The sequence below is a fragment of the Albidovulum sp. genome (assembly GCF_041919395.1).
Lineage (GTDB): Bacteria > Pseudomonadota > Alphaproteobacteria > Rhodobacterales > Rhodobacteraceae > Albidovulum.
This window is the reverse complement of the sequence record NZ_JAYRTX010000025.1, coordinates 1-23,470: the sequence shown is the minus strand read 5'-3', so window position 1 is coordinate 23,470 and position 23,470 is coordinate 1. Positions and strand designations below refer to the sequence as shown.

Below are 23,470 nucleotides of genomic sequence, written 5' to 3'. Positions count from 1 at the left end.
CGATGGACATGCGCGAACGGATCGGCGCGGCGCTGAAGGATGCGATGAAATCCAAGGACGCCGCCCGGCTTTCGACCTTGCGGCTCATCAATGCCGCGATCAAGGACAAGGACATCGCCCTGAGGGGCGAGGGCGGCGACGCCACCGTGGGCGATGCCGAAGTGCTCGCCATTCTCGGCCGCATGGTGAAGCAGCGCCAGGAATCCGCCCGCGCCTACGAAGAGGGCGGGCGACTCGAACTGGCCGAGAAGGAACTGGCGGAGATCAAGGTGATCGAGGATTTCCTGCCGCGCCAGCTCGATGCCGAGGAAACCGGCGCGGCGATCCGGGCGGCCATCGCTGAGACCGGTGCGACGTCGATCCGTGACATGGGCAAGGTCATGGCGGCGCTGAAGGCGAAATACACCGGCCAGATGGATTTCGGCGCCGTGGGGCCGATGGTGAAGGACGCACTCGCCTGAGCACGGGCTGCGGCGGGTGCCCGGTGCGAGTGAGCAGGGCGAGTGAGCTGAGCGGGCGCACAGGTTCAGGGCACCGGGGTCCAGAGCACCTCGTCGAGCCGCGGCGCGCCGGTGGCGAGCATGACCAGCCGGTCGAAGCCGAGCGCGATGCCCGCGGCGGGCGGCACAAGCGCGAGCGCGTCGAGAAAGCCCTCGTCAAGGGGATAGCGCTCGCCGTAGCGGCGCGCCTTCTCCTCCATCTCGAGCGCGAAGCGCCGGCGCTGTTCCGCGGGGTCGGTCAGTTCGCCGAAGCCGTTGGCAAGCTCCACCCCGCAGGCATAAAGCTCGAACCGCTCCGCCACGCGCGGGTCGTCCGCCGCCGGGCGCGCCAGCGCGGCCTCGGCGGCGGGATAGCGGTCGAGCACGGTGGGCCTTCCGAGGCCGAGCCGGGGCTCCACGCGCTCCACCAGCACCCGCGCCAGCATGTCCGACCATGTGTCGTCGGCCGCGCGCCGGATCCCTTCCGCGTCGAGTGCGGCGCCAAGTGCTGCGGCGTCGGTCTCGCCCCGGGGGCCGATCGTCGCCATGAGGTCTATCCTCGCGTGCCGCGCGAAGGCCTCTGCGACCGACAGCCTTTCGGGCGGCGCGAAGGGGTCGCAGGTGCGGTCGCGGAAGCGCAGCACCTCCGCCCCGGCGCCCTGCGCGGCGAGCGCGAGGATTGCCTCGCAATCCTCGACCAGCACGGTGTAATCCTCGCCCGCGCGATACCATTCGAGCATGGTGAACTCGGGGCTGTGGAGCACCCCGCGTTCGCGGTTGCGCCAGACATGGGCAAAGGCCGCGATCCGTGTCTCGCCGGCGGCGAGGAGCTTCTTCATCGCGAACTCGGGGCTCGTATGCAGGTACATCCGCCGCGCCGAGCCATCGTTGCCGATGGCATCGGTGGCGAAGGCGTGAAGATGCACCTCGTTGCCGGGGCTGACGGCAAGTGCCGCCGGATCGACCTCGACGAAGCCCTCGCGGGCCAGCCAGCCGCGGATCGCCGTCTGGATACGGTTGCGCGCCAGAAGGAGTGGCCGCCGGTCGACATGGCGGTCGGGGGACCACCAGGGGCTCGGGGCAGGGCCGGGAAAGGGCGCTCTGGTCATCGCGTCGGCTTTCGTCTGGATATTTCGGTTGGGATGCGCTAGGCGCGGGGCGCCGGGGCCCGCGCGTGATAGCCATGCCGCGGCGGAACCGCAAGGAATGCCCCGAAGAATACCCGGAGAGGAACGCCCGTGAAAGTCATCGCCTCGAGCCTGCGCAAGGGCAATGTCGTCGAACTCGACGGCAAGCTCTATGTCGTCCTGACCGCCCAGAACTTCCACCCCGGCAAGGGCACGCCGGTCACGCAGGTGGACATGCGGCGCATCTCGGACGGGGTGAAGGTGTCGGAGCGGTGGCGCACTACCGAACAGGTGGAACGCGCCCATGTCGACGAGCGCGAATACGACTACCTCTACGAGGATGGCGAGGGATTCCACTTCATGGAACCCGTGAGCTACGAGCAGGTCACCGTCTCTCCCGATGTCGTGGGCGACGGCAGGGCCTTCCTGAAGGAGGGCACGCGCGTCCACCTCCAGGTCCACAACGGCGTCGCCATCGCGATCGAACTGCCGCAGAAAGTGACCGTCGAGATCACCGAGACCGAGCCGGTGGTGAAGGGGCAGACGGCGTCCTCGTCCTACAAGCCCGCCATGACCGACATCGGGCTGAGGGTGATGGTGCCGCCGCACATCGGCGCCGGCACCCGCATCATCGTGAACACCGAAGACCTGAGCTACGTCGAACGCGCCAAGGACTGATCGGGCCCGGCGGCCCAGGGGCCGCCCCGCCAAGCGGTCAAGCAACCCTGGCGGCGTCTCAGCGGAGCGCCGCGAGGGCGTCCCGCACCTCGTCCGCCAGCGCCACCCGCTCGGCCTCGCTGAGAAAGGCGCCGAGCTCCACCTCGCGACCCTCGCCCTTCAGCGTCAGGTATTGCGGCACCGTGCCTCCGGTCGGGTAGAGGCGCACGGCGACCCAGTAGGGATTTGCCTCCCACCTCTGCTCCGCCCCGTCGGGGGCGCGGCGTACCAGCGTCATGCGCCCGGGGGCGAGTGTCAGCACCTCGGTCAGCTCGCCGTCGCGCCAGCTCCGCGCGAGCGCCCACCAGATGCCCGCGACCGCCGCTGCGAGGAAGGGCAGGAGGCCCCAGAGAACCCGCGTGCCGAGGACCGCGAACAGGGGCGCCGAGATCAGGACAGCGGTGCCGCCGACGAACCAGACGAACCCGCGCGCCGAGAGCGAGCGGTAGGGCCAGAGCCGGAGCCGCCGTTCGGGGCCGTCATGGGGAAGCCATTCGTAGGGCATGGGCGGATACTACCGGAGCGGACGGGGAAGGGAACACGCCGGGACGCCAGAGCTCAGGAGTGACGCCCGAGATCGGCGAGGAAGCCGGCGAATGTGGCACGGCATCAGCCGGGGTCCTCCGCGCAGGAGCCGAGGTGGTCGGCGCCGGTCCAGAAGGTCGCGGTCGGGCCCCTGCCGGGCTGCCGAAAGCGCCCGGGAGGGGGCGATGGGCACGGTCCGGTCGCCCGAGCCATGGGCGACGAAGAGCGGTCCGGCAAATCGCGCGTAGACCTCGGCAACCTCGGCCTCGCCAATGGGCAGGCCGGTCATCCGGGGCAACAGGCGCCCGGCGACCCAGGCCAAAGGGCCGGGCAGGGGGCGGCCGCTCGCCTCTGCGGGATGTTCGATCGCCGCCCGGAAGCGGATCGCCCGGCTGTCGAGCGCGACTGCGGCCACCCGCGGAGCGAGGTCGCTTCGCGCCAGGAACTGACCGAGGATGGCGCCGCCCATGGACTCGGCCACCACGGGCACACCAGGGCCGTCCGGTCCCGGCGCGACCCGCGCGACCGCGGCCTCCAGATCGGGCCATTCGATGAGCCCGAAGGTGTGGCTCCCCTCGGGCGCGGACGGGGCACCGGCGTCATTGCGGTAGCTGATCAGCAATACCGACCAGCCGGCGGCGTGCAGCATCGATAGCTGCCGGTAGCCATCCTCGCGCGCCCCGGCGATGCCGTGGACATAGACGGCACGGCCAGCGTCTGCGTCGTCGCAAGCGCCGCGGCCCGCGGCCCGACGGTCAGGATTCCCGAGGCGGCCCGCGCGAGGAGATATTCCGTTATCGCCACATAACCCGTGACGGCGAGGAGGAGTACAAGGGCCAGACCGAGGACCCGCCGCATCTTCTCAGTCCCGCCGAAACGACGACGGCCCCGGATCGCTCCGGGGCCGTCCTCCATGTCATCCGTTCAGTGCGCGTGGCCGTGGTCCCAGTCGCTCCGCTTCGGGAGCGTCTCGAACGTGTGCTCCGGCGGCGGCGAGGGCAGGGTCCACTCCAGCGTGTCGGCGTAGGGGTTCCAGTAGTTCGCTTCGGTCACGCGCTTGCCGTAGCGCAGCGTGTAGAACACGATCCCGATGAAGAAGAGGAACGAGGCGAAGGACAGGAAGGCGCCCATCGACGAGACCCAGTTCCAGTAGGCGAAGGCTTCCGGATAGTCGATGTAGCGGCGCGGCATTCCCTGGCGGCCAAGGAAGTGCTGCGGGAAGAACGTGAGGTTTGCGCCGATGAACATCATCCAGAAGTGCAGCTTGCCCGCCCATTCCGGGTACTGGCGTCCGCTCATCTTGCCGATCCAGAAGTAGACGCCCGCGAAGATGGCGAAGACCGCGCCGAGCGACATGACGTAGTGGAAGTGCGCCACGACATAGTAGGTGTCGTGATAGACCCGGTCCACCGGCGCCTGGGAGAGCACGACGCCGGTCACGCCGCCGATGGTGAAGAGGAAGAGGAAGCCGAAGGCCCAGAGCATCGGCGTCTTGAACTCGATCGAGCCGCCCCACATCGTCGCGATCCAGGAGAAGACCTTGATGCCGGTGGGCACCGCGATCACCATGGTGGCGAGCATGAAGTAGGACTGCTGGGTCAGCGACATGCCGACGGTGTACATGTGATGGGCCCAGACGATGAAGCCGAGAACCCCGATCGCCACCATCGCATAGACCATCGGGAGGTAGCCGAAGATCGGCTTCTTCGAGAAGGTGGCGATGACGTGGCTGATGATGCCGAAGCCCGGAACGATGATGATGTAGACTTCCGGGTGCCCGAAGAACCACAGGATATGCTGGTAGAGGATCGGGTCGCCGCCTCCCTGGGGCTGGAAGAAGGTCGTGCCGAAGTTGCGGTCGGTCAGCAGCATGGTGATGGCGCCCGCCAGAACGGGCAGCGACAGCAGGATCATCCAGGCGGTGACGAAGATCGACCACGCGAAGAGAGGTACCTTGTGCAGCGTCATGCCCGGCGCGCGCATGTTCAGGAAGGTCGTGATCATGTTGATCGCGCCGAGGATCGACGACGCGCCCGAGACGTGGACCGCGAAGATCGCGAGGTCCATCGACCAGCCGGCCTCGTTGGTGGAGAGCGGCGGATAGAGCACCCAGCCCACGCCCGACCCGGCCTGGTCGTCGCCGCCCGGAGCAAGCAGCGAGGCGACGCCGAGCGACACGCCCGCGACGAACATCCAGAAGGAAAGGTTGTTCATCCGCGGGAAGGCCATGTCCGGGGCGCCGATGTGCAAGGGCATGAAATAGTTGCCGAAGCCGCCGAAGAGCGCAGGGATGACCACGAAGAACATCATCAGCACGCCGTGATACGTGATCATCACATTCCACAGATGGCCGTTCGGGGTGCATTCGGCCGCCGGATCGGCGATGAAGCGCGCGCCCTCAAGGCACATGTACTGCACGCCGGGCTCCATCAGCTCCATCCGCATGTACACGGTGAAGATGACCGAGATCAGGCCGACGACGGCGGCCGTGAACAGGTAGAGGATCCCGATGTCCTTGTGGTTGGTCGACATGAACCACCGGGTGAAGAACCCGGGGCGGTCATGTTCGCCGTGGCCATGTACGGCTGCGTCGGCCATGCTGTTCTCCCATTTCGCTGCGAGGCCCGGGTCTGCGGCAGGCCGCACTCCGGGCAAGGCTACGAAATCGTAATAGAGGGCCGAAACGGGATGGGCAATGACCGAAATATGTGACGGCGCGCGAAAAATCATCGCGCGCCGCAGGATCGCCGGTGCGGTCGCTTACTTGGCGACCGAGGCCAGATAGGCCGCAATATCCTCGCCGCCCTTGGCGAGCTTGAACGTCATCTTCGACTTGCCCGAACCGCCGTGGGTATCGACGAATGCGGTCGGGTCCACCACGTACTCGGCCAGCAGCGCCTCGTCCCAGACCATGCCCGTGGCGCCGACGGCGAGAATGCCGTCGCCATACTTGAAGTCGGGCACCGAGGCGACCGCGCGGCCGATGACGCCGTAGAGATTCGGGCCGGTCTTGCCGCCCTTGACGATCTCGGTGCCGTCGTCGGCCACGATGGCGTGGCAGGCCTTGCACTTCTTGAATTCGGATTCGCCCTTGGCGGCATCGCCCTCGGCAAACGCGGGGCCGGCCAGGGCAAGGGCGGCGGCGATCGCGATCAGCTTGGTTTTCATCATCGGTCCTTCTGTGTCGTTGCTCTGCAGGTCTCGTCTGGCCGGACGCAGGCTTGCGCGCTGCTAACATGAGGAGGTGGCCTCCGACTTGACGCAAGTCAAGTCATGCGGCAGGCGTCGACTTGGTCTGCGCTTCCTTGCCGAATCCTGACACGGCAAGGGTGGTCTATCCCGACCTTCTCTGCAATGGCGCGTTGGGGCGCGAGGTGCGAAACGCCTGGCCACCCTGCCTCTTACGCGAAGACGCGCGGGAAATTCGCCTTCAGCGCGAGGTCCAGGTCGGCGATCGTGACGGGCAGCCCGAGGTCGACGAGACTCGTCACTCCGTGCTCGCGGATGCCGCAGGGCACGATGCCGTCGAAGTGGCTCAGGTCCGGCTCCACATTGATGGCGATGCCATGGAAGCTCACCCATCGGCGCAGCTTGACGCCGATGGCGGCGATCTTGTCTTCGCGCAGGGCTCCGTCCGTCGCGGCAGGCTTGTCCGGGCGTACGACCCAGACGCCCACGCGGTCGGGCCGGATCTCGCCCTTCACGTTGAACTCCGCCAAGGCGGCGATGATCCAGTCCTCGAGCTTGCGCACATAGGCGCGCACGTCGCGGCCGCGCCGGTTGAGGTCGAGCATGACATAGGCCACGCGCTGGCCCGGCCCGTGGTAGGTATATTGCCCGCCCCGGCCCGCCGCGTAGACCGGGAAACGGCCGGGTTCGGTCAGGTCCTCTGCCCGGGCAGAGGTTCCGGCGGTGTAGAGCGGCGGATGTTCGAGTAGCCAGACCATCTCATCCGCGCGGCCGGCCGCGATATCAGCCACCCGCGCCTCCATGAAGGACAGCGCCGCCTCATAGGGCACGAGGCCCTCGCTCGTCCTCCATTCCACCATGCCGCTTCCGGTCCTCCTTCGCCGCAAGGGCAGGAATACCCGACTGGCGCGACCGCCCGCCCAGGCGCATCATCGCCTCATTAATCGCTTCCCCCGTAGGTTTCACGGGGATTTTTGACCCAGACTCATTGGAGGCATCCATGCTGAAGCTTTCGGCATCCGCCGTCGCATTGACCCTCGGCCTTCTCCTCGCATCCGCGATCATGGCCGCCCAGACCGCCCGCGCCGAGCCGCAGGCGCAGATGAACCGGGCGCTCTATCCCACGATGAAGGTGGCAGGGCATCCTTACGTGCCCATCCATTCGGCACGCAAGCCGACGCCCAAGCACACCCCCAAGGTGGTGCCGGTCGCGCAGATGAACCGTGGGTCCTACGGCCGTTAAGGCGCCGTCCCCGTCCGCACCTGAAATGTTCCGCCCGCCGGAAAACACCGGTTGTCAGACTCAGTCCTGAGAGCGACACTTTGCCAGCATTTCAACAGGATTCCGCGGGCCGTTCCTGACGGCCCGCCGATAAATTCGGACAGGATAGGGAGATTTGGGATGAAATCGAAACAATTCATGGCGCTCGGCGTTGCCGCGTCCCTGGCAGTGGGGTCGGCGGGGCTTCCGGCCCCGGCCCATGCCGACGCGGGTGACGCGATTGTCGGCGGCCTGATCGGCGGGATCATTGGCGGCGCGATCGTCAACGAATCGCAGAAGAAGCGGCAGACGGTCGTGCGCAAGTCCACCAGTTCCGGCATGACCACGGTGCAGCGCGAGGCCAACCGCGAGGTGCAGGTGGCGCTGAACTACTTCGGTTATCCGGTGGGGTCTCCCGACGGTGTGCTCGGCCGCAACTCGCGTGCCGCGATCTCCGACTATCAGGCGATGCTCGGCTATCCCGCGACGGGGCAACTGACAGAATACGAACGGAACCACCTTGTCGGGTCCTATCACCGGGCCGTGGCGGGGGGCGCGATGACGATGCAGCAGGCGGCCGCGAACCCGATGGGCATGCGCGGGCTTCTGGTGACCTGGCGCGACGAGGCCGCAGGTGTTGTGCCGCAGGGCCAGATGGCGGTCGCTCCGGTCGCCCCCGTGGCGCCGGCCACGACGGTCGAGCCGGCCGCCCCGGTGACCGCAGCCGTCACCCCCGAGGCCGCTGCCCCCGCGCCGGGTCTGCCGACCTTCCTTGGCGGCGCTACCACCGCCGCATCGCTTGCCTCGCAGTGCAACCGGGTGGGGCTCATGGCTTCTTCCGCCGGCGGATACACGACGGTGGCCACGATGACCGACCCGATGGCGGCGCTCGGCGAGCAGTTCTGCCTCGTGCGCGCCTTCACCATCGCCGAGGGCGAGGAGATGGCGGCCCGCGTGCCCGGTGCGACTCCCGAGGTGATCCGCCAGCAATGTGCAGGCTTCGGGCCGGCAATGCAGGCGCAGGTCGCGGCGCTGTCCTTCGAGCCGGCCGCCAAAGTGCTCGAGGACGTGCGTGCCTTTGCACTCTCGACGGGGATGCCGCCAGCGCAGCTCGCCGCCACGGCGAAGATCTGCCTCTCCGTCGGCTATGCCCAGGACGACATGAACGTGGCGCTCGCCTCCAACCTCATCCTCGCGGGGCTGGGCGAGGGCGCCTATGGCGAGCTTCTCGGACACCACCTCAGTCAGGGCTTCGGCGCGACGACCCGCACCGACCTTGCCTTCGACTGGTACGACATGGCGCTGAAGGCGGCCGAGCAGACCGGCGCCGTGCCCTTCTCGCCGGGTCAGCCGGAGCGGATGCAACTCGTCCGCAAGGCCGCCTACACGATCGCGGGCCGCGCCGACCAGGCGGCCGTGCCCGAGGCGGTTCCCGCGACGCTTCCGTCCTTTGCGGCCCCCGTGGTGACCGAGGCGCCGGTCGAGGAGGCGGCCGCCGTGCCGGCGCAGGATGCCCCTGCCGGCACCGTCGCGCCCACCCCGGCCGCGCTCACGGCCGACCAGGTCGATGCGCTGCCCCTTGCCGCGCGGTTACCGTTCCTGCTGTTCCGCAACTGACGGACCGGCATCTCCTTCGCGGGCGCGCTCCGGCGCGCCCGTCATTTTTTTCGCGCCGCCGAAAAACCCCCCTTCACATCTTTCGAGGCTTTGGCTAAGTAACGCCCACCTCGCCCGGGGGCGCACGTTCCCAGGCCCGGTGCGGTTGTGGCGGAATTGGTAGACGCGCAGCGTTGAGGTCGCTGTGGGCTAACCCCCGTGGAAGTTCGAGTCTTCTCAACCGCACCATCTCATCCTTCGGACATGTGACATCACTTGCGGATTTCCGGCGCTGACTCGTGATCCGCCAGCCAGACGCCACTCCGTGTCCCAGGGCCGCGATGACGTCGTCGAAGTCGCGCTGCCACCACATTGTCTTGCCTTCCCATTGGACAGGTCGCGGCATGTGATCGTCGCGCAGGCGAATGCATATGGTGCCGGGCAGTGCCCGCGGGGCTGATACATCCGTCCAGGCTTGTCCCCGTCCGGGTCAGGCCCCCCGGATATCCGGCGCCTCTGAACCGCGCCGTCTGCCTTCGCTCACAGCTTGTCGAGAAGTGCCAGGAGCCGGTCGAGTTCGCGTGCACTGAGCTTCCTTGCCGTGCGGTCGGAAATGCGCGCGGCCACGGGCCGTGCCCGGTCGAGGAATGCCCGACCCGCGGCCGTCAGCGAAATCTCCACCCGCCGCCGGTCGGTGGGGGAGGGCAGGGCCTCGATCAGACCCTTCCGCAAGAGCCGCTCCACCACGCCCTTCGTCGTCGCGGCGTCCATCGCCACGAGCCGCCCGAGGTGGTTCTGCGACAGCGTCCCCTCTTCGCCGAGCTTCGCGAGGACGGCGAACTGGCGCGGCGTTATCTCGGGCATTTCGGCGGCGAAGATCTCGAGATGCCGCTGGTTGGCGAGCCGCAGCTTGAAGCCGATCTGGTCTTCAAGCCGGTAGGGTCTCTCGTCCGTCACGGGCATCCGCCTCCCTCGCCCTCTGGGTGAAATCTATCCGCTTCGGTCCCGATGGCAAGCGCCGAGCGATGGGGTCGGACCGCGGGTGGAGATTGTTCGACGGCATACAAGATGCGCCGCGCAATCCTGGTGCAGGAAAGCCGGACCCGACCCGGCAAAGCGACAGAGGCGCCAATGCGCCGGGCGGCGAAGACGGACCGGGGCGGGATGGCGGTGCTCCCTGCCGGCTGACCGCATGGCCAGCCCGCGATTGGCCAGCCCGCGACTGGCCAACCCGCGACTGGCCAACCCGCGACTGGCCAACCCGCGACTGGCCAGCCCGAGACGGGCGCGAGACCCGGCCACCCGGTCGGCGACTGAGGCTGTCGCCGGTCCGCCGCGTCGGAGATTTTCGCGACGAGGTCGCGCGGCGGGTCAGGATGACGTGGGCGCGCCTCGGGCGCCCGCGCCGAGGCGGTTTTCGGCGGTGCGGCCGACCTCGCAGATGACGCCGTCGAAGTCGATCAGCGCTTCCTCGATGCGGTTGGAGAGAATCTGGCCGACGTTGCGGATGACGAGGTTCGCTCAGCCGCTGGGGGCTGCGTCGGCCATGGGAGCCTCGGACGGCTGGTCGCGATCCCCGGATTTTCCCCGGAAACCATTGGCAGGCAGGTGTTTTTCGCACCCTTTGCGCTTGCGTCAGGCAAGCGGCATCGCGCGGGCGACCTCGAAGAAGGCGGCGACGAGTTTCGCGGCCCGCCGGTCGCGCAGGCAGACGAGCGCCTCTTCCATCATCAGCGCCGGGGCACCGGCGATCGGGATGGCCACGAGCCGCGCGTCGGCACCGAATTCGGCCTGGGAGACGAAGCCCACGCCGGCGCCCGAGGCGACGATCTCGCGCACCGCCTCGCGGCCCTCGGCGGTGATGGCAGGGCTCAGGGCGATCCCTTCCGCTGCTGCCGCCTCCTCGAGCTTGCGGCGGGTCTTCGAGCCCTCCTCGCGCAGCACGAGGGGCAGGCCGGGAAGGTCGGAAAGGCGGAGCGCGTCCCGCGCGGCGAGCGGATGCGCGCGCGCGACGAAGGCGGTGATCGGCGTGGCGCCGAGCGCTAGCGCCTCGATGTCGCGCGCCTCGGGCAGGTCGCCGAGGACGCCGATGTCGGCTTCGTAGGCGTGGAGCGCGGCGAGCACGGTTTCGGTGTTTCCCGCCGTCACGGTGATGCGCACGCCGGGGTGGCGGTCGCGGAAGCGGGCGAGGATGTGGAGGAGGTGATGCGCGCTGTCGGCGACGATCCGGAGCGTCCCGGAGCGGAGCGCGCGGGACTCCGACAGGAGTTCCAGTGCCTGCGCCTCGCTGTCGAAAAGCCTGAGGGTGATCTCCAGGAGCCGCTCGCCCTGCGGGGTCAGCGTCACGCGCTTCTTCAGGCGGTTGAAGAGGAGGACATCGTATTCCTCTTCGAGCTTGCGCACCTGGTCGGAGATCGCCGGCTGGGTGAGGTGCAGTTCTTCCGCCGCGCGGGAAAAGCCGCCGTGGAGGGCGACGTTGTGAAAGGCGCGAAGCTGGACGTAGCGCATGGGATGCCCCCGCCGATCTGTCACGGCTCTATACGAGAGAAATTTATGGATCAATCTAAAATAACGATTTTACAGATGGTGACGCGCATGAGACAGCGGGCGCGAGGCCGACCGAACCGGAGACCGCCCATGTCCAGCGCCGCCCCCTTTCCCGCCCCGAGGCTCGGTGAGCCCTATCTGCTGACGCCGGGGCCGCTGACCACGGCCTTCGAGGTGAAGGAGGCGATGCTGCGCGACTGGGGGTCGTGGGATGCCGACTTCCGCGCCATGACGAAATCGCTCCGCGACCAGATCGTGGCGCTTGCCGGGGACCGGAAAGGCGACTTCACCTGTGTGCCGATGCAGGGTTCCGGCTCCTTCTGCGTGGAGGCCATGCTGGGAACCTTCGTGCCGAAGGGCGGCAAGGTTCTGGTGCTGGCCAACGGCGCCTACGGGCTCCGCGCGGCCGAGACGATGCGCTATCTTGGCCGCGCGCACACGCTCATCGACAAGGGCGACTACATGCCGCCCCGCGGGGACGAGGTCGCCGCCGCACTCGATGCCGACCCGGCGATCAGCCATGTGATCGCGATCCATTGCGAAACCTCCTCCGGCATACTCAATCCGGTCGCGGAAATCTCCGAGGCCGTCTATTCCCGGGGCCGCAAGCTTCTCATCGATTCCATGTCGGCCTTCGGCGCGCTGCCGCTCGACGTGACCGATATCCGCTACGAGGCGATGGTCTCCTCGGCCAACAAGTGCATCGAGGGGGTGCCGGGCTTCGGCTTCGTCGTCGCGCGCAGGTCCGAACTCGAGGCCTGCAAGGGCAACAGCCACTCGCTCGCGCTCGACCTCCATGCCCAGTGGGCCTACATGGAGAAGACCGGCCAGTGGCGCTACACGCCGCCCACCCATGTCGTCGCCGCCTTCCTTGAGGCGCTGCGCCTGCATGCGGCGGAAGGCGGCGTTGCAGGTCGGGGCGCGCGCTATGCCCGAAACCGCGACGTGATGGTGGCGGGGATGCGCGGTCTCGGCTTCGAGACGCTTTTGAAGGACCGCTGGCTGTCCCCGATCATCGTCACCTTCTTCTGCCCGGCCGATCCGAAATTCGTCTTTGCGGATTTCTACGAAAGGATGAAGGCCAAGGGTTTCATCATCTATCCCGGCAAGCTGACAGTGGTGGACAGTTTCCGCATTGGCTGCATCGGAAGGATGGACGATCATGTGATGCGGAAGGTGGTCGCGGCGGCCGGAGAGGCGCTCGTCGAGATGGGTGTGACCTCCGCCGCTCCTCCCGAGGCGGCGCTGGCCGAACGCGCGAAACTGGCCGCCTGACGCGGCTGCCGAATAGTGACGGAAGGACCCGAGATGAACCTGCAGACCCGCGCCCCCGTGACGGCGAACGGCCGTGCCTATCCCTGGCCGAAGGTGCCCGCCGTGGCGATCTGCCTTGATGGCTGCGAGCCCGCCTATCTCGACGTCGCCATCGCCGAGGGGCTGATGCCGACACTGAAGCGGATGCGCGAGGCGGGGACCGACCGGATCGCGCATTCGGTCATCCCCTCCTTCACCAACCCAAACAACCTCTCCATCGCCACCGGCCGCCCGCCCGCCGTCCACGGCATCTGCGGCAACTACCTTTACGAGCCGGAGACGGGGCAGGAGGTGATGATGAACGACGTGCGTTTCCTGCGCGCGCCGACCGTCTTCGCGAAATTCTACGAGGCCGGCGCGCGGGTCGCGGTGGTCACGGCGAAGGACAAGCTCAGGGCGCTTCTGGGTGCCGGGCTGAGGTTCGACGAAGACCGGGCCATCGCCTTCTCGTCCGAGAAGTCGGGCACCACGACCAAGGCCGAGCATGGGATCGCCAATGCGTCGAGGTGGCTCGGCATGCCGGTGCCCGAGGTCTATTCGGCGGACCTTTCGGAGTTTGTCTTCGCCGCCGGGGTGAAGCTTCTGCGCGAGTGGAAGCCGGACGTGATGTATCTGTCGACGACCGACTACATCCAGCACAAGTATGCGCCCGACCAGCAGGGAGCGAAGGACTTCTACGCGATGTTCGACCGCTATCTGGCCGAACTGGACGAACTGGGCGCCGCCATCGTCGTCACCGCCGACCACGGCATGAAGCCGAAGCATCTGGCCGACGGCAGTCCGGCGGTGATCTATGTGCAGGACCTGCTCGACGACTGGCTCGGCAAGGGCGCTGCGCGGGTGATCCTGCCGATCACCGATCCTTACGTCGTCCACCACGGCGCGCTCGGCTCCTTCGCGACGGCCTATCTTCCGGAGGGGGAGGACCGGGCCGCGATCATGGCGCGGCTCGCCGCGCGGCCGGAAATCATCCTGGTCCTGGACCGGGAGGAGGCGGTGCGGCGGTTCGAGCTTCCGGCCGACCGGATCGGCGACATCGTCATGATCTCGGGCGAGAACATGACCATCGGCACCTCGGCCCACCGCCACGACCTTGCCGCGCTGAAGGAGCCGCTGCGCTCCCACGGCGGGCTGACCGAGCAGGAAGTGCCCTTCATCGTCAACCGGGTGATCGACCTGCCGGGGGCGCCGGTCCTGAGGAACTTCGACGCCTTCCTCTACGCCTGCACGGCGGCGGCGGTCTGAGGGGGTGGCGATGATGACGATCGAGGTCCGTCACGAAGCCATGCGGATCGGCGGAGAAAAGGTCTTCACCGACCGGGTGATCGAGGTCCGCTATCCCTATACGGGCGAACTCGTGGGCACCGTCCCGGCGGGGACCGCCGAGCACGCCCGCCGCGCGTTCGAGATTGCCGCCGGCTACCGGTCCCGGCTGACCCGCTACGAGCGCAGCCAGATCCTGAAGCGGGCGGGCGAACTGATCGGCGCGCGGCGGGACTATCTGGCGAAATGGCTGGTGCTGGAATTGGGCATCTCGTGGCAGCACGCGGTCTACGAGACCAGGCGCGCGCAGGATGTCTATACCTTCGCCGCCGCCCAGGCCTTGCAGGACGACGGGCAGATATTCTCCTGCGACCTCACGCACAACGGCAAGGACCGGAAAATATACACCAAGCGCGAGCCGGTCCGGTCGATCTCGGCGATCACGCCCTTCAACCATCCCCTCAACATGGTCAGCCACAAGGTCGCGCCCTCCATCGCCACGAACAACTGCATGGTGGTGAAGCCGACCGAACTGACGCCGCTCACGGCGCTGACCCTCGCCGATATCCTGTACGAGGCCGGGCTACCCCCTGAAATGTTCCAGGTGGTGACCGGCTGGCCGCAGGATATCGGCGAGGAGATGATTACCAACCCGAATATCGACATCATCACCTTCACCGGGGGCGTGCCGGTCGGCAAGATGATCGCGGCGAAGGCGGTCTACAAGCGGCAGGCGCTGGAACTGGGCGGCAACGATCCCCTGATCGTGCTGAACGATCTCGATGATGTGGACCTCGAGAAGGCGGCGGCGATTGCGGTCGCGGGCGCCACCGGCAATTCCGGCCAGCGCTGCACGGCGATCAAGCGCATCCTCGTGCAGGAAAGCGTGGCGGACCGCTTCGTGCCGATGCTGCTGGCGAAGGCAAAGGCGCTGAGGTTCGGCGACCCGATGGACCCCGCGACCGAGCTTGGCTGCGTCATCAGCGCGAAGGCGGCGGAGCTTTTCGAAAGGCGCGTCTACATGGCGGCGGAGCAGGGGGCGAAGGTGCTCTATGACCCCGGCCGCAAGGGGGCGCTGCTGCCCCCCATCGTCGTCGATCATGTGCCCCATGACAGCGAACTGGTGATGGAGGAAACGTTCGGGCCGATCGTCCCCGTCGTCCGGGTGCCCGACGACGACGCCGAGGTGATGCGGATTTCGAACGGCACGCCCTTCGGCCTGTCCTCGGGCGTCTGCACCAACGACTTCCGCCGGATGCAGGCCTATATCGAGGGGCTCGACGTCGGCACGGTGAACATCTGGGAACAGCCCGGCTACCGGATCGAGACCTCGCCCTTCGGCGGGATCAAGGATTCCGGGAACGGGGTGAAGGAAGGCGTGACGGAGGCGATGAAGTTCTTCACCAACGTGAAGACCTATTCGCTTCCCTGGCCGCGGTGAGCGCGTGGCGGTTTCGGGAGCCTCCGGCGGAGGTATTCGGGGCAAGATGAAGACGCAAGGCGGGATGACCCACACGGAGGGCGAGTCCAACACGTCCGACGCGCGCCGGGCCTGGACGGCGCGGCATCCGGATGCGGCGACGCGCGACCTTCTGGCGCGCGACGCGGAGGCGTTCCTCCACCAGTCGCTGTCCTCGCCCTGTGTCTCGACCATCGCCAGGGCCGAGGGCATCTGGATCGAGGACACAGCGGGGCGCCGCTACATGGATTTCCATGGCAACTCGGTCCATCACCTCGGCTATGGCCATCCCCGGGTGGTGGCGGCGATCAAGGCGCAGCTGGACGACCTGAGCTTCTCTCCCCGGCGCTTCACCAACGAGGTGGCGGTGCGGCTTGCCGAGGCGCTCGGTGCGATTGCGCCCGGCGATCTTTCGAAGGTGCTCTTCACCACCGGGGGCTCGGACGCGAACGAGGTGGCGCTGAGGCTTGCCCGCGCGGCGACGGGGCGGTTCAAGACGCTGAGCTTCTGGGACGCGTTCCATGGCGCGGGGTTCGGCGCTGCCTCGGTCGGCGGCGAGGCGACGTTCCGATCCGGGATCGCCGGGCCGCTCCTGCCCGGGGCGGAGCATGTCGCGCCCTTCAACTGCACCCGCTGCGCCTATGGCCATCCGGGGCCTGCGTCCTGCGGGCTGGCCTGCGCACGGATGGTGGACTACGTGCTCGAACGCGAGGGCGACGTGGCCGCGGTGATCGCGGAGCCGATGCGGGCAGTGCCGGTCGTGCCGCCTCCCGGCTACTGGCGCGCGGTGGCGGAGGCCTGCCGGCGGCACGGGGCGCTGCTGATCTTCGACGAAATCCCGACCGGCCTTGGCAAGACGGGCCGCATGTTCGCCTTCGAGCATGACGGTGTGGTGCCCGACATGGTGACGCTCGGCAAGGCGCTGGGCGGCGGCATCCTGCCCATCGCGGCGGTGGTCGCGCGCCGCGACCTCGACGTGGCCGGCGACTACGCCATCGGGCACTACACGCACGAGAAGAACCCTGTGACGGCGCGGGCGGCGCTGGAAACGCTGGCCGTGATCGCCGAGGAGGGGCTGGCAGACCGGGCGGCCGAACTCGGGCAGCGGGCGCTTGCCCGGTTGGCCGAGGCACTCGACGGCGTCGGGATCGTCGGCGACATCCGGGGGCGGGGCCTCATGTTCGGGGTCGAGATCGTGGCGGACCGGGAAACCCGGGCTCCCGCGAGGGCCGCCGCCGAACGGATCTACTATCGCTGCCTCGACGCCGGCCTCAGCTTCAAGATCAGCGCCGGCGCCGTGCTGACGTTGTCGCCGCCCCTCGTCATCGGGCGCGAGGACCTCGACCGCGCGCTCTCCATCGTCGTGGAAGCGGTCCGCGCCGAGGCCGGCTAGGGCGCGAGCGTGAGCCTCGCGCCGGCTGCCGAAAGGCTCCTGGAGATGGCGGCATCGGGGGGGCGGTCAGTGACGATCTCGCCCACCTCGTCCCAGCCCGCCACCGATATGAGGCCGCGGCGCCCGAACTTCGTGTGATCGGTTACCACGACCCGGCGCTCGCCGCGCGAGAGCACGAGCCGGGCAAACTCCGCCTCTTCCAGCGCGTAGTCCATCACGCCGCCCTCGTCGACCGCCCCGGCCGAGATGATGGCATGGTGGACCGCGAACTGCGCGATGAAGTCGAGCGCCGACTTTCCAAAGGCCGCGCCCGAGTCGGACCTGAGCTCGCCCCCGGCCATGTAGACGCGGTTGCCGTTCACCGTGGCCAGCGTGCGGGCGATGTCGGAGGAATTGGTGACGACCGTCAGGCGCCGGTGGTTCATCAGTTCGCGGGCGACGAAGCTCGTCGTCGTGCCGGTGTCGAGCATCACCGATTCCCCGTCCCGGATCGTCGCCGCGACCGCGCGGGCGATGGTGCGCTTGGGCCCGGCATTCTCGCGCATCCGCTTTTCGAACGGCGCCTCGCCAATGCGGCCCGCCAGTCCCACGGCGCCGTGGATGCGCAGGACCCGGCCCGCTTCGGTAAGCGGCTTCACGTCACGCCGCACGGTTTCGAGCGAGACCCCGAGCCGGCCCGCGAGCGCGGAGATCGTCGCCGAACCTTCGGCTTCAAGGATGTCGAGGATGTCGGCGTGACGTTTGGACAGCATCCGGCGCTCCGCAGGCTGCGGCAATCTTAGGCGGGAACGCTCCGGGCCGCAATAATCGGGCACGATACGGGCAAAATAATCACAAAAGGCCACATGACCCGGTTGACGGAATCGGGCTCCTCGGCTCAGGCTGTGGAAAGGAACGGGACCGGGCGCGGCGCACGCGGACGGATCGGCGTTCGACAGACCGGCCCGGCCGGCATGAACAGGGGGTTCACCATGTCAAAAACGACCGGAATTCTGATCCGAGGGCTCACAATGTCGGCACTCGCGCTGGCGGCGGCCGGCAGTGCGGGAGCGCAGGATTCGGCCGACCCGATCAAGCTGACGCTGCACGACTGGACCGGCCAGCTCATCACCACGCAGCTGATGGGCAAGATCCTGCAGAAGGCGGGCAACAACGTCGAATATGTGCAGGCCGACTACCTCGCGCAGTTCGCGGGCCTCGAGACCGGCGATCTCGATGTGGCGATGGAGATGTGGGAGACGACGGGGCGCGAGGCGATGGATGCCGCGACCGCGACCGGCAAGGTCGAGAATTTCGGCCCCACAGGCATGAAGGCCAAGGAAGAGTGGTGGTATCCCGAATACATGAAGGAGAAATGCCCCGGCCTGCCGAACTGGGAGGCCTTGAAGGACCCGGCCTGCGCCGAGGCGTTCTCGACCGCCGAGACGGCGCCGAAGGGGCGCTACCTGGGCGGGCCGGTGACCTGGGGCGGGTTCGATGATGAACGGGTCGAGGCGCTCGACCTGCCCTTCGAGGTAATCCACGCCGGCACCGATGCCGCGCTTTTCGCGGAGCTGGAAAGCGCCTATCAGCGCCAGGCGCCGATCATGCTCTGGATCTATGCGCCGCACTGGGCACCGGCGAAGTACAAGGGCGAATGGGTGGAATTCCCGGAATACACGCCCGAATGCTACAATGACCCCGCCTGGGGCTCGAACCCCGACATGGCCTATGACTGCGGCAAGCCTTTCGGCGAGATCTGGAAGGTCGGCTGGGCGGGGGTGAAGGACAAGTGGCCGGGGGCTTACGAGGCGATCAAGGCCTTCACCATCGACAATGACGAGATGGGCCAGATGATCACCGAGGTCGATCTGAACGGCAAGACGGTGGAGGAGGTCACCGATGCCTGGATCGCCGCCAACGAGGGCCGCTGGAAGCCCTGGATCGGCCAGTGACGGACCGGCCGGATCGCGTGTTTGCGGTCCGGCCCCAACTTTCCGGAAGCCACGATGACTGAAAGTCCTGCTGCCGTTCGTGGTGCCGTCGGCGCTTCTGCGGACAAGATCACGCTGGAATGCCGCGGTGTCTGGAAGCTGTTCGGGGCGCGCGCCGGGGAGGTCCTGCGAAGCCTCGGGTCCGGGGCGACGGTGGAAGCGATCGCGGCGGCGGGACTGGTGCCGGCGGTGCGCGATGTCAGCCTGTCGGTTCGGCAGGGCGAGATCTTCGTCATCATGGGGTTGTCGGGGTCGGGGAAATCGACGCTCGTCCGCCTGATGTCGCGGCTGATCGAGCCGACGGCGGGGGAGATCCTGTTCAACGGACAGAATCTGCTGGCGGCCTCGGACCGCGAGATGGTGGAGATAAGGCGCCACAGGATGGGCATGGTCTTCCAGCATTTCGCGCTCCTGCCGCATCTGACGGTTCTGGGCAACGTCGCCTTCCCGCTGGAGGTGCAGGGCGTCGCGCGGGCGGCGCGGGAGGAGCGGGCGCGCCAGATGATCGCGCTCGTCGGCCTTGGCGGGCGCGAGGACGCCTATCCGCGCCAGCTCTCGGGCGGCCAGCAGCAGCGGGTCGGCATCGCGCGCTCGCTCGCGGTGGAGCCGGAACTGTGGTTCCTCGACGAACCCTTCTCGGCCCTCGATCCCCTGATCCGGCGCGAGATGCAGGACGAATTCATCCGCCTGCAATCGGTGCTGCGCAAGACCATCGTCTTCATCACCCACGATTTCGACGAGGCGATAAGGCTCGCCGACCGCATCGCCATCATGAAGGACGGCGCCATCGTGCAGCAGGGCACGCCGGAGGAGCTGGTGATGAACCCGGCCACCGATTACGTCCGCGAATTCACCCAGGCGGTGCCGAAGGCGAAGGTGGTGCGCGCGGACAGCGTGATGGTCGCGGCAGAGGGCGAGGCGGCGGGCACCGTCGCGGCGCGGACGGTGATCGCGGATGCGGCGCGCCTGTTTCTGGGCGGCGCGGCCGTGGTCGCGGTGACGGACGCGGCGGGCCGCGTGATCGGCCATCTGCGGCGCGACGATGTCACCCGGCTTCTCATGGGGGGCTGAGACTTGGCCGATGCCACCGCCATTCCCGGACCGCGCGGACTGCCCCGTTGGGCGGGCTGGGGCCTCGTCCTGCTGCCCTGCGCGGCGCTCTGGCTGTGGGGGGCGCCGGCCGCGCCCTGGGCCTTCGACTGGCCGAAGGGCTGGACGATCCCGGCGGCGCGGTGGATCACCGCCTTCACCAGATGGCTCCTGAACGACGCGACCTTCGGGCTGTTCACCTTCCAGGAACTCACCCGCTTCGTCGCGGGCGTGATCGACGCGCCCTACCGGATCGTACTGTCGCTTCTCTCCACCGGCTTCCTGCGGGGCGAGGGGAGCACGGCGGTCGAGATCACCCCGCCGCTGTCATGGGTCGCGGTGATCGTGTCCTTCGCGCTTCTCGGCCTCTGGGCCGGGGGGCGCGGGCTTGCCCTGCTGGTCGCCGCCTGCTTCCTCTTCATCGCCGTCTTCGGCCAGTGGCAAAGCGCGATGGTGACGCTCGCCTCGATCCTCGTCGCGGTGCCTTTGGGCGTGGCCGGCGGGATGGCGCTCGGAGTCCTTGCCTGGCGGCATCTCTGGTTTTCCCGCGCGATCCGGCCGGTGCTCGACCTGATGCAGACGATCCCGGTCTTCGCCTATCTGGTGCCGATCCTCTTTCTCTTCGGCTTCGGCCCGACGGCGGCGGTGGTGGCGACCCTGATCTACGCCATGCCGCCGATGACGCGGGTCACCGAACTGGCGCTGCATCGCGTGCCGCCGGAGCTGAGCGATCTTGGCCGCATGGTCGGCTGCACACGGCGCCAGATGCTCTGGCGGGTGATGGTTCCTTCCGCGCGCGAGGCGCTGATGGTGGGCGTCAACCAGGTCATCATGCTGTCGCTGAACATGGTCATCATCGCCTCGATGATCGGCGCGGGCGGGCTTGGCTTCGATGTGCTCGCGGCCCTCAGGCGTCTCGACTTCGGCGCGGGGCTCGAGGCGGGCTTTGCCATCGTGGCGCTCGCCGTCGCGCTCGACCGGCTGAGCCAGGCGGTCGCCGTGCGCGGGCGCGGCGCGCCATTGCGGGGCGGGCCGCTGGCGCGGCATCCCTATCTGGTCGCGTCGCTGGTGACGATCGCGGCGGCCGCGGCGATCGGGTTCGTCATCCCGTGGGTGCAGAGCTATCCGCAGGCGTGGCAGCTTTCGACCGGTACGTTCTGGAGCCGTGTGGTTGAATGGATCAACGTCAACTTCTTCGACACGCTCGAGGCGGTGAAGAACTTCTTTCTCCTTAACCTGCTGGTGCCGTTCAAGCGCTTCCTCGCCGGCCTGCCGTGGCTGGGCGTCGCAGCCCTCCTTGCCTTCGCCGGCTGGCGCTCGGGGGGCTGGCGGCTTGGCCTTCTGATCGCGGCGCTCGTCACGCTGATCGCGGCGACCGGGCAGTGGGAGAAGGCGATGATCACCGTCTATCTCTGCGGCATCTCGGTCGCCATCGCCATGCTGATCGGGCTGCCCATCGGCGTGCTTGCGGCGAACAGCGACCGGCTCTGGTCCTGGGTGCGGGTCATCATCGACACGTTGCAGACGCTGCCCTCCTTCGTCTACCTGATGCCCGCGGTGATGCTCTTCCGCGTCGGCGACTTCACCGCGATGATCGCCATCGTCGCCTTCGCGGTTGCGCCCGCGATCCGCTACACCGTCCTCGGCCTGAAGGGCGTCGATCCGCGCCTGATCGAGGCCGGGCGCGCGATGGGCTGTTCGGAAGCGCAGATCCTCACCCGCATCCGGCTGAAACTGGCACTGCCGGAGATCCTGCTCGGCCTCAACCAGACGATCATGTTCGCGCTGTCGATGCTGGTCATCACGGCACTCGTCGGCACCCGCGATCTGGGGCAGGAGGTCTATATCGCGCTGACCAAGGCCGATCCGGGGCGCGGGCTGGTGGCGGGCCTCGCCGTCGCCTTCATCGCCATCGTCGCCGACCGGCTGATCCATGCCGGCGCGCAGGCGGCGCGGGGGCGGCTCGGGCTTGGGGGGAGCAGCACATGAGTGTCGCGCCAGGGCAGAGTGCGGGAGCCTCCGGCGGGAGTATTTGCCGCCACAATGAAAAGGCAGGGCCATGACGATCGATCGTCTTCGCGCGCTGCCGTGCTGGCGCGGCGCGGTTTCGGCAGAGCCGCTGACCGGGGGGCTGTCGAACGAAAGCTGGAAGGTGACGGACGCCGCGGGCGCGCATGTGGTGCGCTTCGGCGCGGATTTTCCGTGTCACCATGTCAGCCGCGCGAGCGAGGTGATGGCGGCGCGGGCCGCGCATGCCTGCGGCTTCGCGCCCGAGGTGGAGTATGCCGCGCCGGGGGTGATGGTCTCGGCCTTCCTGGCGGCGCGGACCTGGGGCGAGGCGGACGTGCGCGCCGATCCGGGCCGCGTCGGGCGCTATCTGCGGGAGTTTCACGCGAAGATGCCGCGCGAGGTGTCCGGGCCGGGGGGGATATTCTGGGTCTTCCACGTGATCCGTGACTATGCGCGGACCCTGAAGGCCGGGGGCAGCCGTTTCGCGGGCGATCTGCCGCGTCTCGTCGCCGTCGCCGAGGCGATGGAGGCGGCGCAGGTGTCGCTGCCCATCGTCTACGGCCATCACGACCTTCTGCCGGCGAATTTCCTTGAAGATGCGGATGGGCGGCTCTGGCTCATCGACTACGAATATGCGGGCTTCGGGACGGCGATGTTCGATCTCGCCGGGGCGGCCTCGAATGCGGGGATGGACGCAGACGAGGCCGGGGCGCTGCTTTCCGCCTATTTCGGGCAGGCGCCCGACGCCGCCACGGCCCGCGCCTTCGACGCGATGCAGTGCGCGAGCCTCGCGCGCGAGGCGATGTGGGCGATGGTGTCGGAGATCTTCCTTGCCGCGCCGGGAGCCGATTACGACGCCCATGCGCGCGACTATCTCGGCCGGCTCGATCTCGCGCTCGGCCGCTACCAGTCCCTTCACGGAAAGATCGCGACATGACCCTGCCTGCCCACGCCCGCATCGTCGTCATCGGCGGCGGCATCATCGGCTGTTCCACGGCCTATCACCTTGCCCGCGACCACAAGGCCGAGGTGGTGCTCTTGGAGCAGGGGCGGCTCACCTCCGGCTCGACCTGGCACGCGGCCGGGCTGGTGGGGCAACTCAGAAGTTCCGCCTCGATCACCCGGGTGCTGAAATACTCGGTCGAGCTTTACAAGGGGCTGGCGGCGGAGACGGGCCTTGAGACCGGCTGGAAGATGACCGGCTGCCTGCGGCTGGCCACGAACGCGGACCGCTGGACCGAATACCGGCGGCTCGCCACGACGGCGCGGTCCTTCGGGATGGAGATGCACCTCATTTCGCCGGATGAGGTCAAGCGCATGTGGCCGCTGATGGAGGTCGGCGACCTTGTCGGCGCAAGCTGGCTGCCGACCGACGGGCAGGCATCGCCCTCGGACATCACGCAGAGCCTCGCCAAGGGCGCGCGGATGCATGGCGCGCGGATAGTCGAGGGCGTGCGGGTGACGGGCTTCGGCATGGCGGGCAACCGGATCGTGAGCGTGAAGACCACGCAAGGCGAGATCGCCTGCG

22 protein-coding genes and 1 tRNA gene are annotated in these 23,470 nt (G+C 68.1%); 14 read left to right on the top strand and 9 right to left on the bottom strand.

Going from position 1 to position 23,470, the window contains the following annotated elements; translation table 11 throughout:
* Positions 1 to 2 precede the first annotated feature (2 nt).
* A complete protein-coding gene (locus tag ACMUOO_RS06400) occupies positions 3 to 461 on the top strand; it encodes a GatB/YqeY domain-containing protein (RefSeq protein WP_301918997.1) in 459 nt (152 codons plus the stop codon).
* Positions 462 to 526: 65 nt separating this feature from the next.
* Here ACMUOO_RS06400 and epmA read toward each other — a convergent pair whose 3' ends face one another.
* On the bottom strand, positions 527 to 1,588 hold the full coding sequence (gene epmA, locus ACMUOO_RS06395) for an EF-P lysine aminoacylase EpmA (RefSeq protein ID WP_301918996.1): 1,062 nt from the start codon (positions 1,586 to 1,588) through the stop codon (positions 527 to 529).
* Between the two features lie 129 nt (positions 1,589 to 1,717).
* On the opposite strand from epmA, the gene efp reads away from it, so the two are divergent.
* On the top strand, positions 1,718 to 2,284 hold the full coding sequence (gene efp / locus ACMUOO_RS06390; protein WP_301918995.1) for an elongation factor P: 567 nt from the start codon (positions 1,718 to 1,720) through the stop codon (positions 2,282 to 2,284).
* A gap of 58 nt (positions 2,285 to 2,342) precedes the next feature.
* Here the strand turns inward: efp and ACMUOO_RS06385 are convergent, their stop codons facing one another.
* The 5 genes from ACMUOO_RS06385 to lipB form a co-directional block, all read right to left on the bottom strand.
* Positions 2,343 to 2,828, bottom strand: coding sequence for a DUF2244 domain-containing protein (locus ACMUOO_RS06385; protein WP_301918994.1), 486 nt, complete (start codon positions 2,826 to 2,828; stop codon positions 2,343 to 2,345).
* Positions 2,829 to 2,837: 9 nt separating this feature from the next.
* Positions 2,838 to 3,497 carry a hypothetical protein gene (locus ACMUOO_RS06380; protein WP_301918993.1) on the bottom strand — a complete coding sequence of 220 codons (660 nt, stop codon included), beginning with the start codon at positions 3,495 to 3,497 and terminating at the stop codon, positions 2,838 to 2,840.
* A gap of 275 nt (positions 3,498 to 3,772) precedes the next feature.
* Positions 3,773 to 5,446, bottom strand: coding sequence for a cytochrome c oxidase subunit I (gene ctaD, locus ACMUOO_RS06375; protein ID WP_301918991.1), 1,674 nt, complete (start codon positions 5,444 to 5,446; stop codon positions 3,773 to 3,775).
* 162 nt (positions 5,447 to 5,608) lie between these two features.
* Positions 5,609 to 6,016 (bottom strand): c-type cytochrome, encoded by a 408-nt coding sequence (locus tag ACMUOO_RS06370; protein WP_301918990.1) that lies wholly within the window; start codon positions 6,014 to 6,016, stop codon positions 5,609 to 5,611.
* 233 nt (positions 6,017 to 6,249) lie between these two features.
* On the bottom strand, positions 6,250 to 6,924 hold the full coding sequence (lipB, locus tag ACMUOO_RS06365; protein ID WP_301918989.1) for a lipoyl(octanoyl) transferase LipB: 675 nt from the start codon (positions 6,922 to 6,924) through the stop codon (positions 6,250 to 6,252).
* A 113-nt stretch (positions 6,925 to 7,037) separates the two neighbouring features.
* Here lipB and ACMUOO_RS06360 point away from each other — a divergent pair, with 113 nt between their 5' ends.
* The 3 genes from ACMUOO_RS06360 to ACMUOO_RS06350 all read left to right on the top strand — a co-directional run bounded on the left by ACMUOO_RS06360 (position 7,038) and on the right by ACMUOO_RS06350 (position 9,143).
* The gene (locus ACMUOO_RS06360) at positions 7,038 to 7,280 is read left to right on the top strand and encodes a hypothetical protein (protein WP_301918988.1); all 243 of its coding nucleotides are present in this window, start codon (positions 7,038 to 7,040) and stop codon (positions 7,278 to 7,280) included.
* A 159-nt stretch (positions 7,281 to 7,439) separates the two neighbouring features.
* Positions 7,440 to 8,915 (top strand): peptidoglycan-binding domain-containing protein, encoded by a 1,476-nt coding sequence (locus ACMUOO_RS06355; protein ID WP_413854949.1) that lies wholly within the window; start codon positions 7,440 to 7,442, stop codon positions 8,913 to 8,915.
* A gap of 141 nt (positions 8,916 to 9,056) precedes the next feature.
* A tRNA-Leu gene (locus ACMUOO_RS06350) sits at positions 9,057 to 9,143 on the top strand.
* A 291-nt stretch (positions 9,144 to 9,434) separates the two neighbouring features.
* Here the strand turns inward: ACMUOO_RS06350 and ACMUOO_RS06345 are convergent.
* Together ACMUOO_RS06345 and ACMUOO_RS06340 are read right to left on the bottom strand one after the other, a co-directional pair.
* Positions 9,435 to 9,851 carry a MarR family winged helix-turn-helix transcriptional regulator gene (locus ACMUOO_RS06345; protein WP_301918986.1) on the bottom strand — a complete coding sequence of 139 codons (417 nt, stop codon included), beginning with the start codon at positions 9,849 to 9,851 and terminating at the stop codon, positions 9,435 to 9,437.
* Positions 9,852 to 10,529: 678 nt separating this feature from the next.
* The gene (locus ACMUOO_RS06340; RefSeq protein ID WP_301918985.1) at positions 10,530 to 11,402 is read right to left on the bottom strand and encodes a LysR substrate-binding domain-containing protein; all 873 of its coding nucleotides are present in this window, start codon (positions 11,400 to 11,402) and stop codon (positions 10,530 to 10,532) included.
* 129 nt (positions 11,403 to 11,531) lie between these two features.
* Between ACMUOO_RS06340 and ACMUOO_RS06335 the strand changes: the two genes are divergently transcribed.
* The 4 genes from ACMUOO_RS06335 (at position 11,532) to ACMUOO_RS06320 (ending at position 16,870) form a co-directional block, all read left to right on the top strand.
* Positions 11,532 to 12,716, top strand: a complete 1,185-nt coding sequence (locus tag ACMUOO_RS06335; protein WP_301918984.1) for a 2-aminoethylphosphonate--pyruvate transaminase — start codon at positions 11,532 to 11,534, stop codon at positions 12,714 to 12,716.
* A 33-nt stretch (positions 12,717 to 12,749) separates the two neighbouring features.
* The gene (gene phnA / locus ACMUOO_RS06330; protein WP_301918983.1) at positions 12,750 to 14,000 is read left to right on the top strand and encodes a phosphonoacetate hydrolase; all 1,251 of its coding nucleotides are present in this window, start codon (positions 12,750 to 12,752) and stop codon (positions 13,998 to 14,000) included.
* A 10-nt stretch (positions 14,001 to 14,010) separates the two neighbouring features.
* Positions 14,011 to 15,459 carry a phosphonoacetaldehyde dehydrogenase gene (gene phnY / locus ACMUOO_RS06325; protein WP_413854948.1) on the top strand — a complete coding sequence of 483 codons (1,449 nt, stop codon included), beginning with the start codon at positions 14,011 to 14,013 and terminating at the stop codon, positions 15,457 to 15,459.
* A gap of 64 nt (positions 15,460 to 15,523) precedes the next feature.
* A complete protein-coding gene (locus ACMUOO_RS06320; protein WP_413854947.1) occupies positions 15,524 to 16,870 on the top strand; it encodes an aspartate aminotransferase family protein in 1,347 nt (448 codons plus the stop codon).
* On the opposite strand, the gene ACMUOO_RS06315 is transcribed toward ACMUOO_RS06320, so the two are convergent.
* Positions 16,867 to 17,622 (bottom strand): DeoR/GlpR family DNA-binding transcription regulator, encoded by a 756-nt coding sequence (locus ACMUOO_RS06315; RefSeq protein WP_301918980.1) that lies wholly within the window; start codon positions 17,620 to 17,622, stop codon positions 16,867 to 16,869. The two genes, ACMUOO_RS06320 and ACMUOO_RS06315, sit on opposite strands and share 4 nt — an antisense overlap.
* Before the next feature lie 219 nt (positions 17,623 to 17,841).
* On the opposite strand from ACMUOO_RS06315, the gene ACMUOO_RS06310 reads away from it, so the two are divergent.
* The 5 genes from ACMUOO_RS06310 to ACMUOO_RS06290 all read left to right on the top strand — a co-directional run.
* On the top strand, positions 17,842 to 18,804 hold the full coding sequence (locus tag ACMUOO_RS06310) for an ABC transporter substrate-binding protein (protein ID WP_301918979.1): 963 nt from the start codon (positions 17,842 to 17,844) through the stop codon (positions 18,802 to 18,804).
* Positions 18,805 to 18,858: 54 nt separating this feature from the next.
* Positions 18,859 to 19,914 (top strand): quaternary amine ABC transporter ATP-binding protein, encoded by a 1,056-nt coding sequence (locus ACMUOO_RS06305; protein ID WP_301918978.1) that lies wholly within the window; start codon positions 18,859 to 18,861, stop codon positions 19,912 to 19,914.
* A 3-nt stretch (positions 19,915 to 19,917) separates the two neighbouring features.
* The gene (locus ACMUOO_RS06300) at positions 19,918 to 21,921 is read left to right on the top strand and encodes an ABC transporter permease (RefSeq protein WP_301918977.1); all 2,004 of its coding nucleotides are present in this window, start codon (positions 19,918 to 19,920) and stop codon (positions 21,919 to 21,921) included.
* A 70-nt stretch (positions 21,922 to 21,991) separates the two neighbouring features.
* Positions 21,992 to 22,879 carry a choline/ethanolamine kinase family protein gene (locus ACMUOO_RS06295; RefSeq protein ID WP_301918976.1) on the top strand — a complete coding sequence of 296 codons (888 nt, stop codon included), beginning with the start codon at positions 21,992 to 21,994 and terminating at the stop codon, positions 22,877 to 22,879.
* Positions 22,876 to 23,470 (top strand): NAD(P)/FAD-dependent oxidoreductase (locus tag ACMUOO_RS06290; protein ID WP_413854946.1); only part of this gene is annotated, 595 nt, incomplete at its 3' end. The genes ACMUOO_RS06295 and ACMUOO_RS06290, both read left to right, overlap by 4 nt.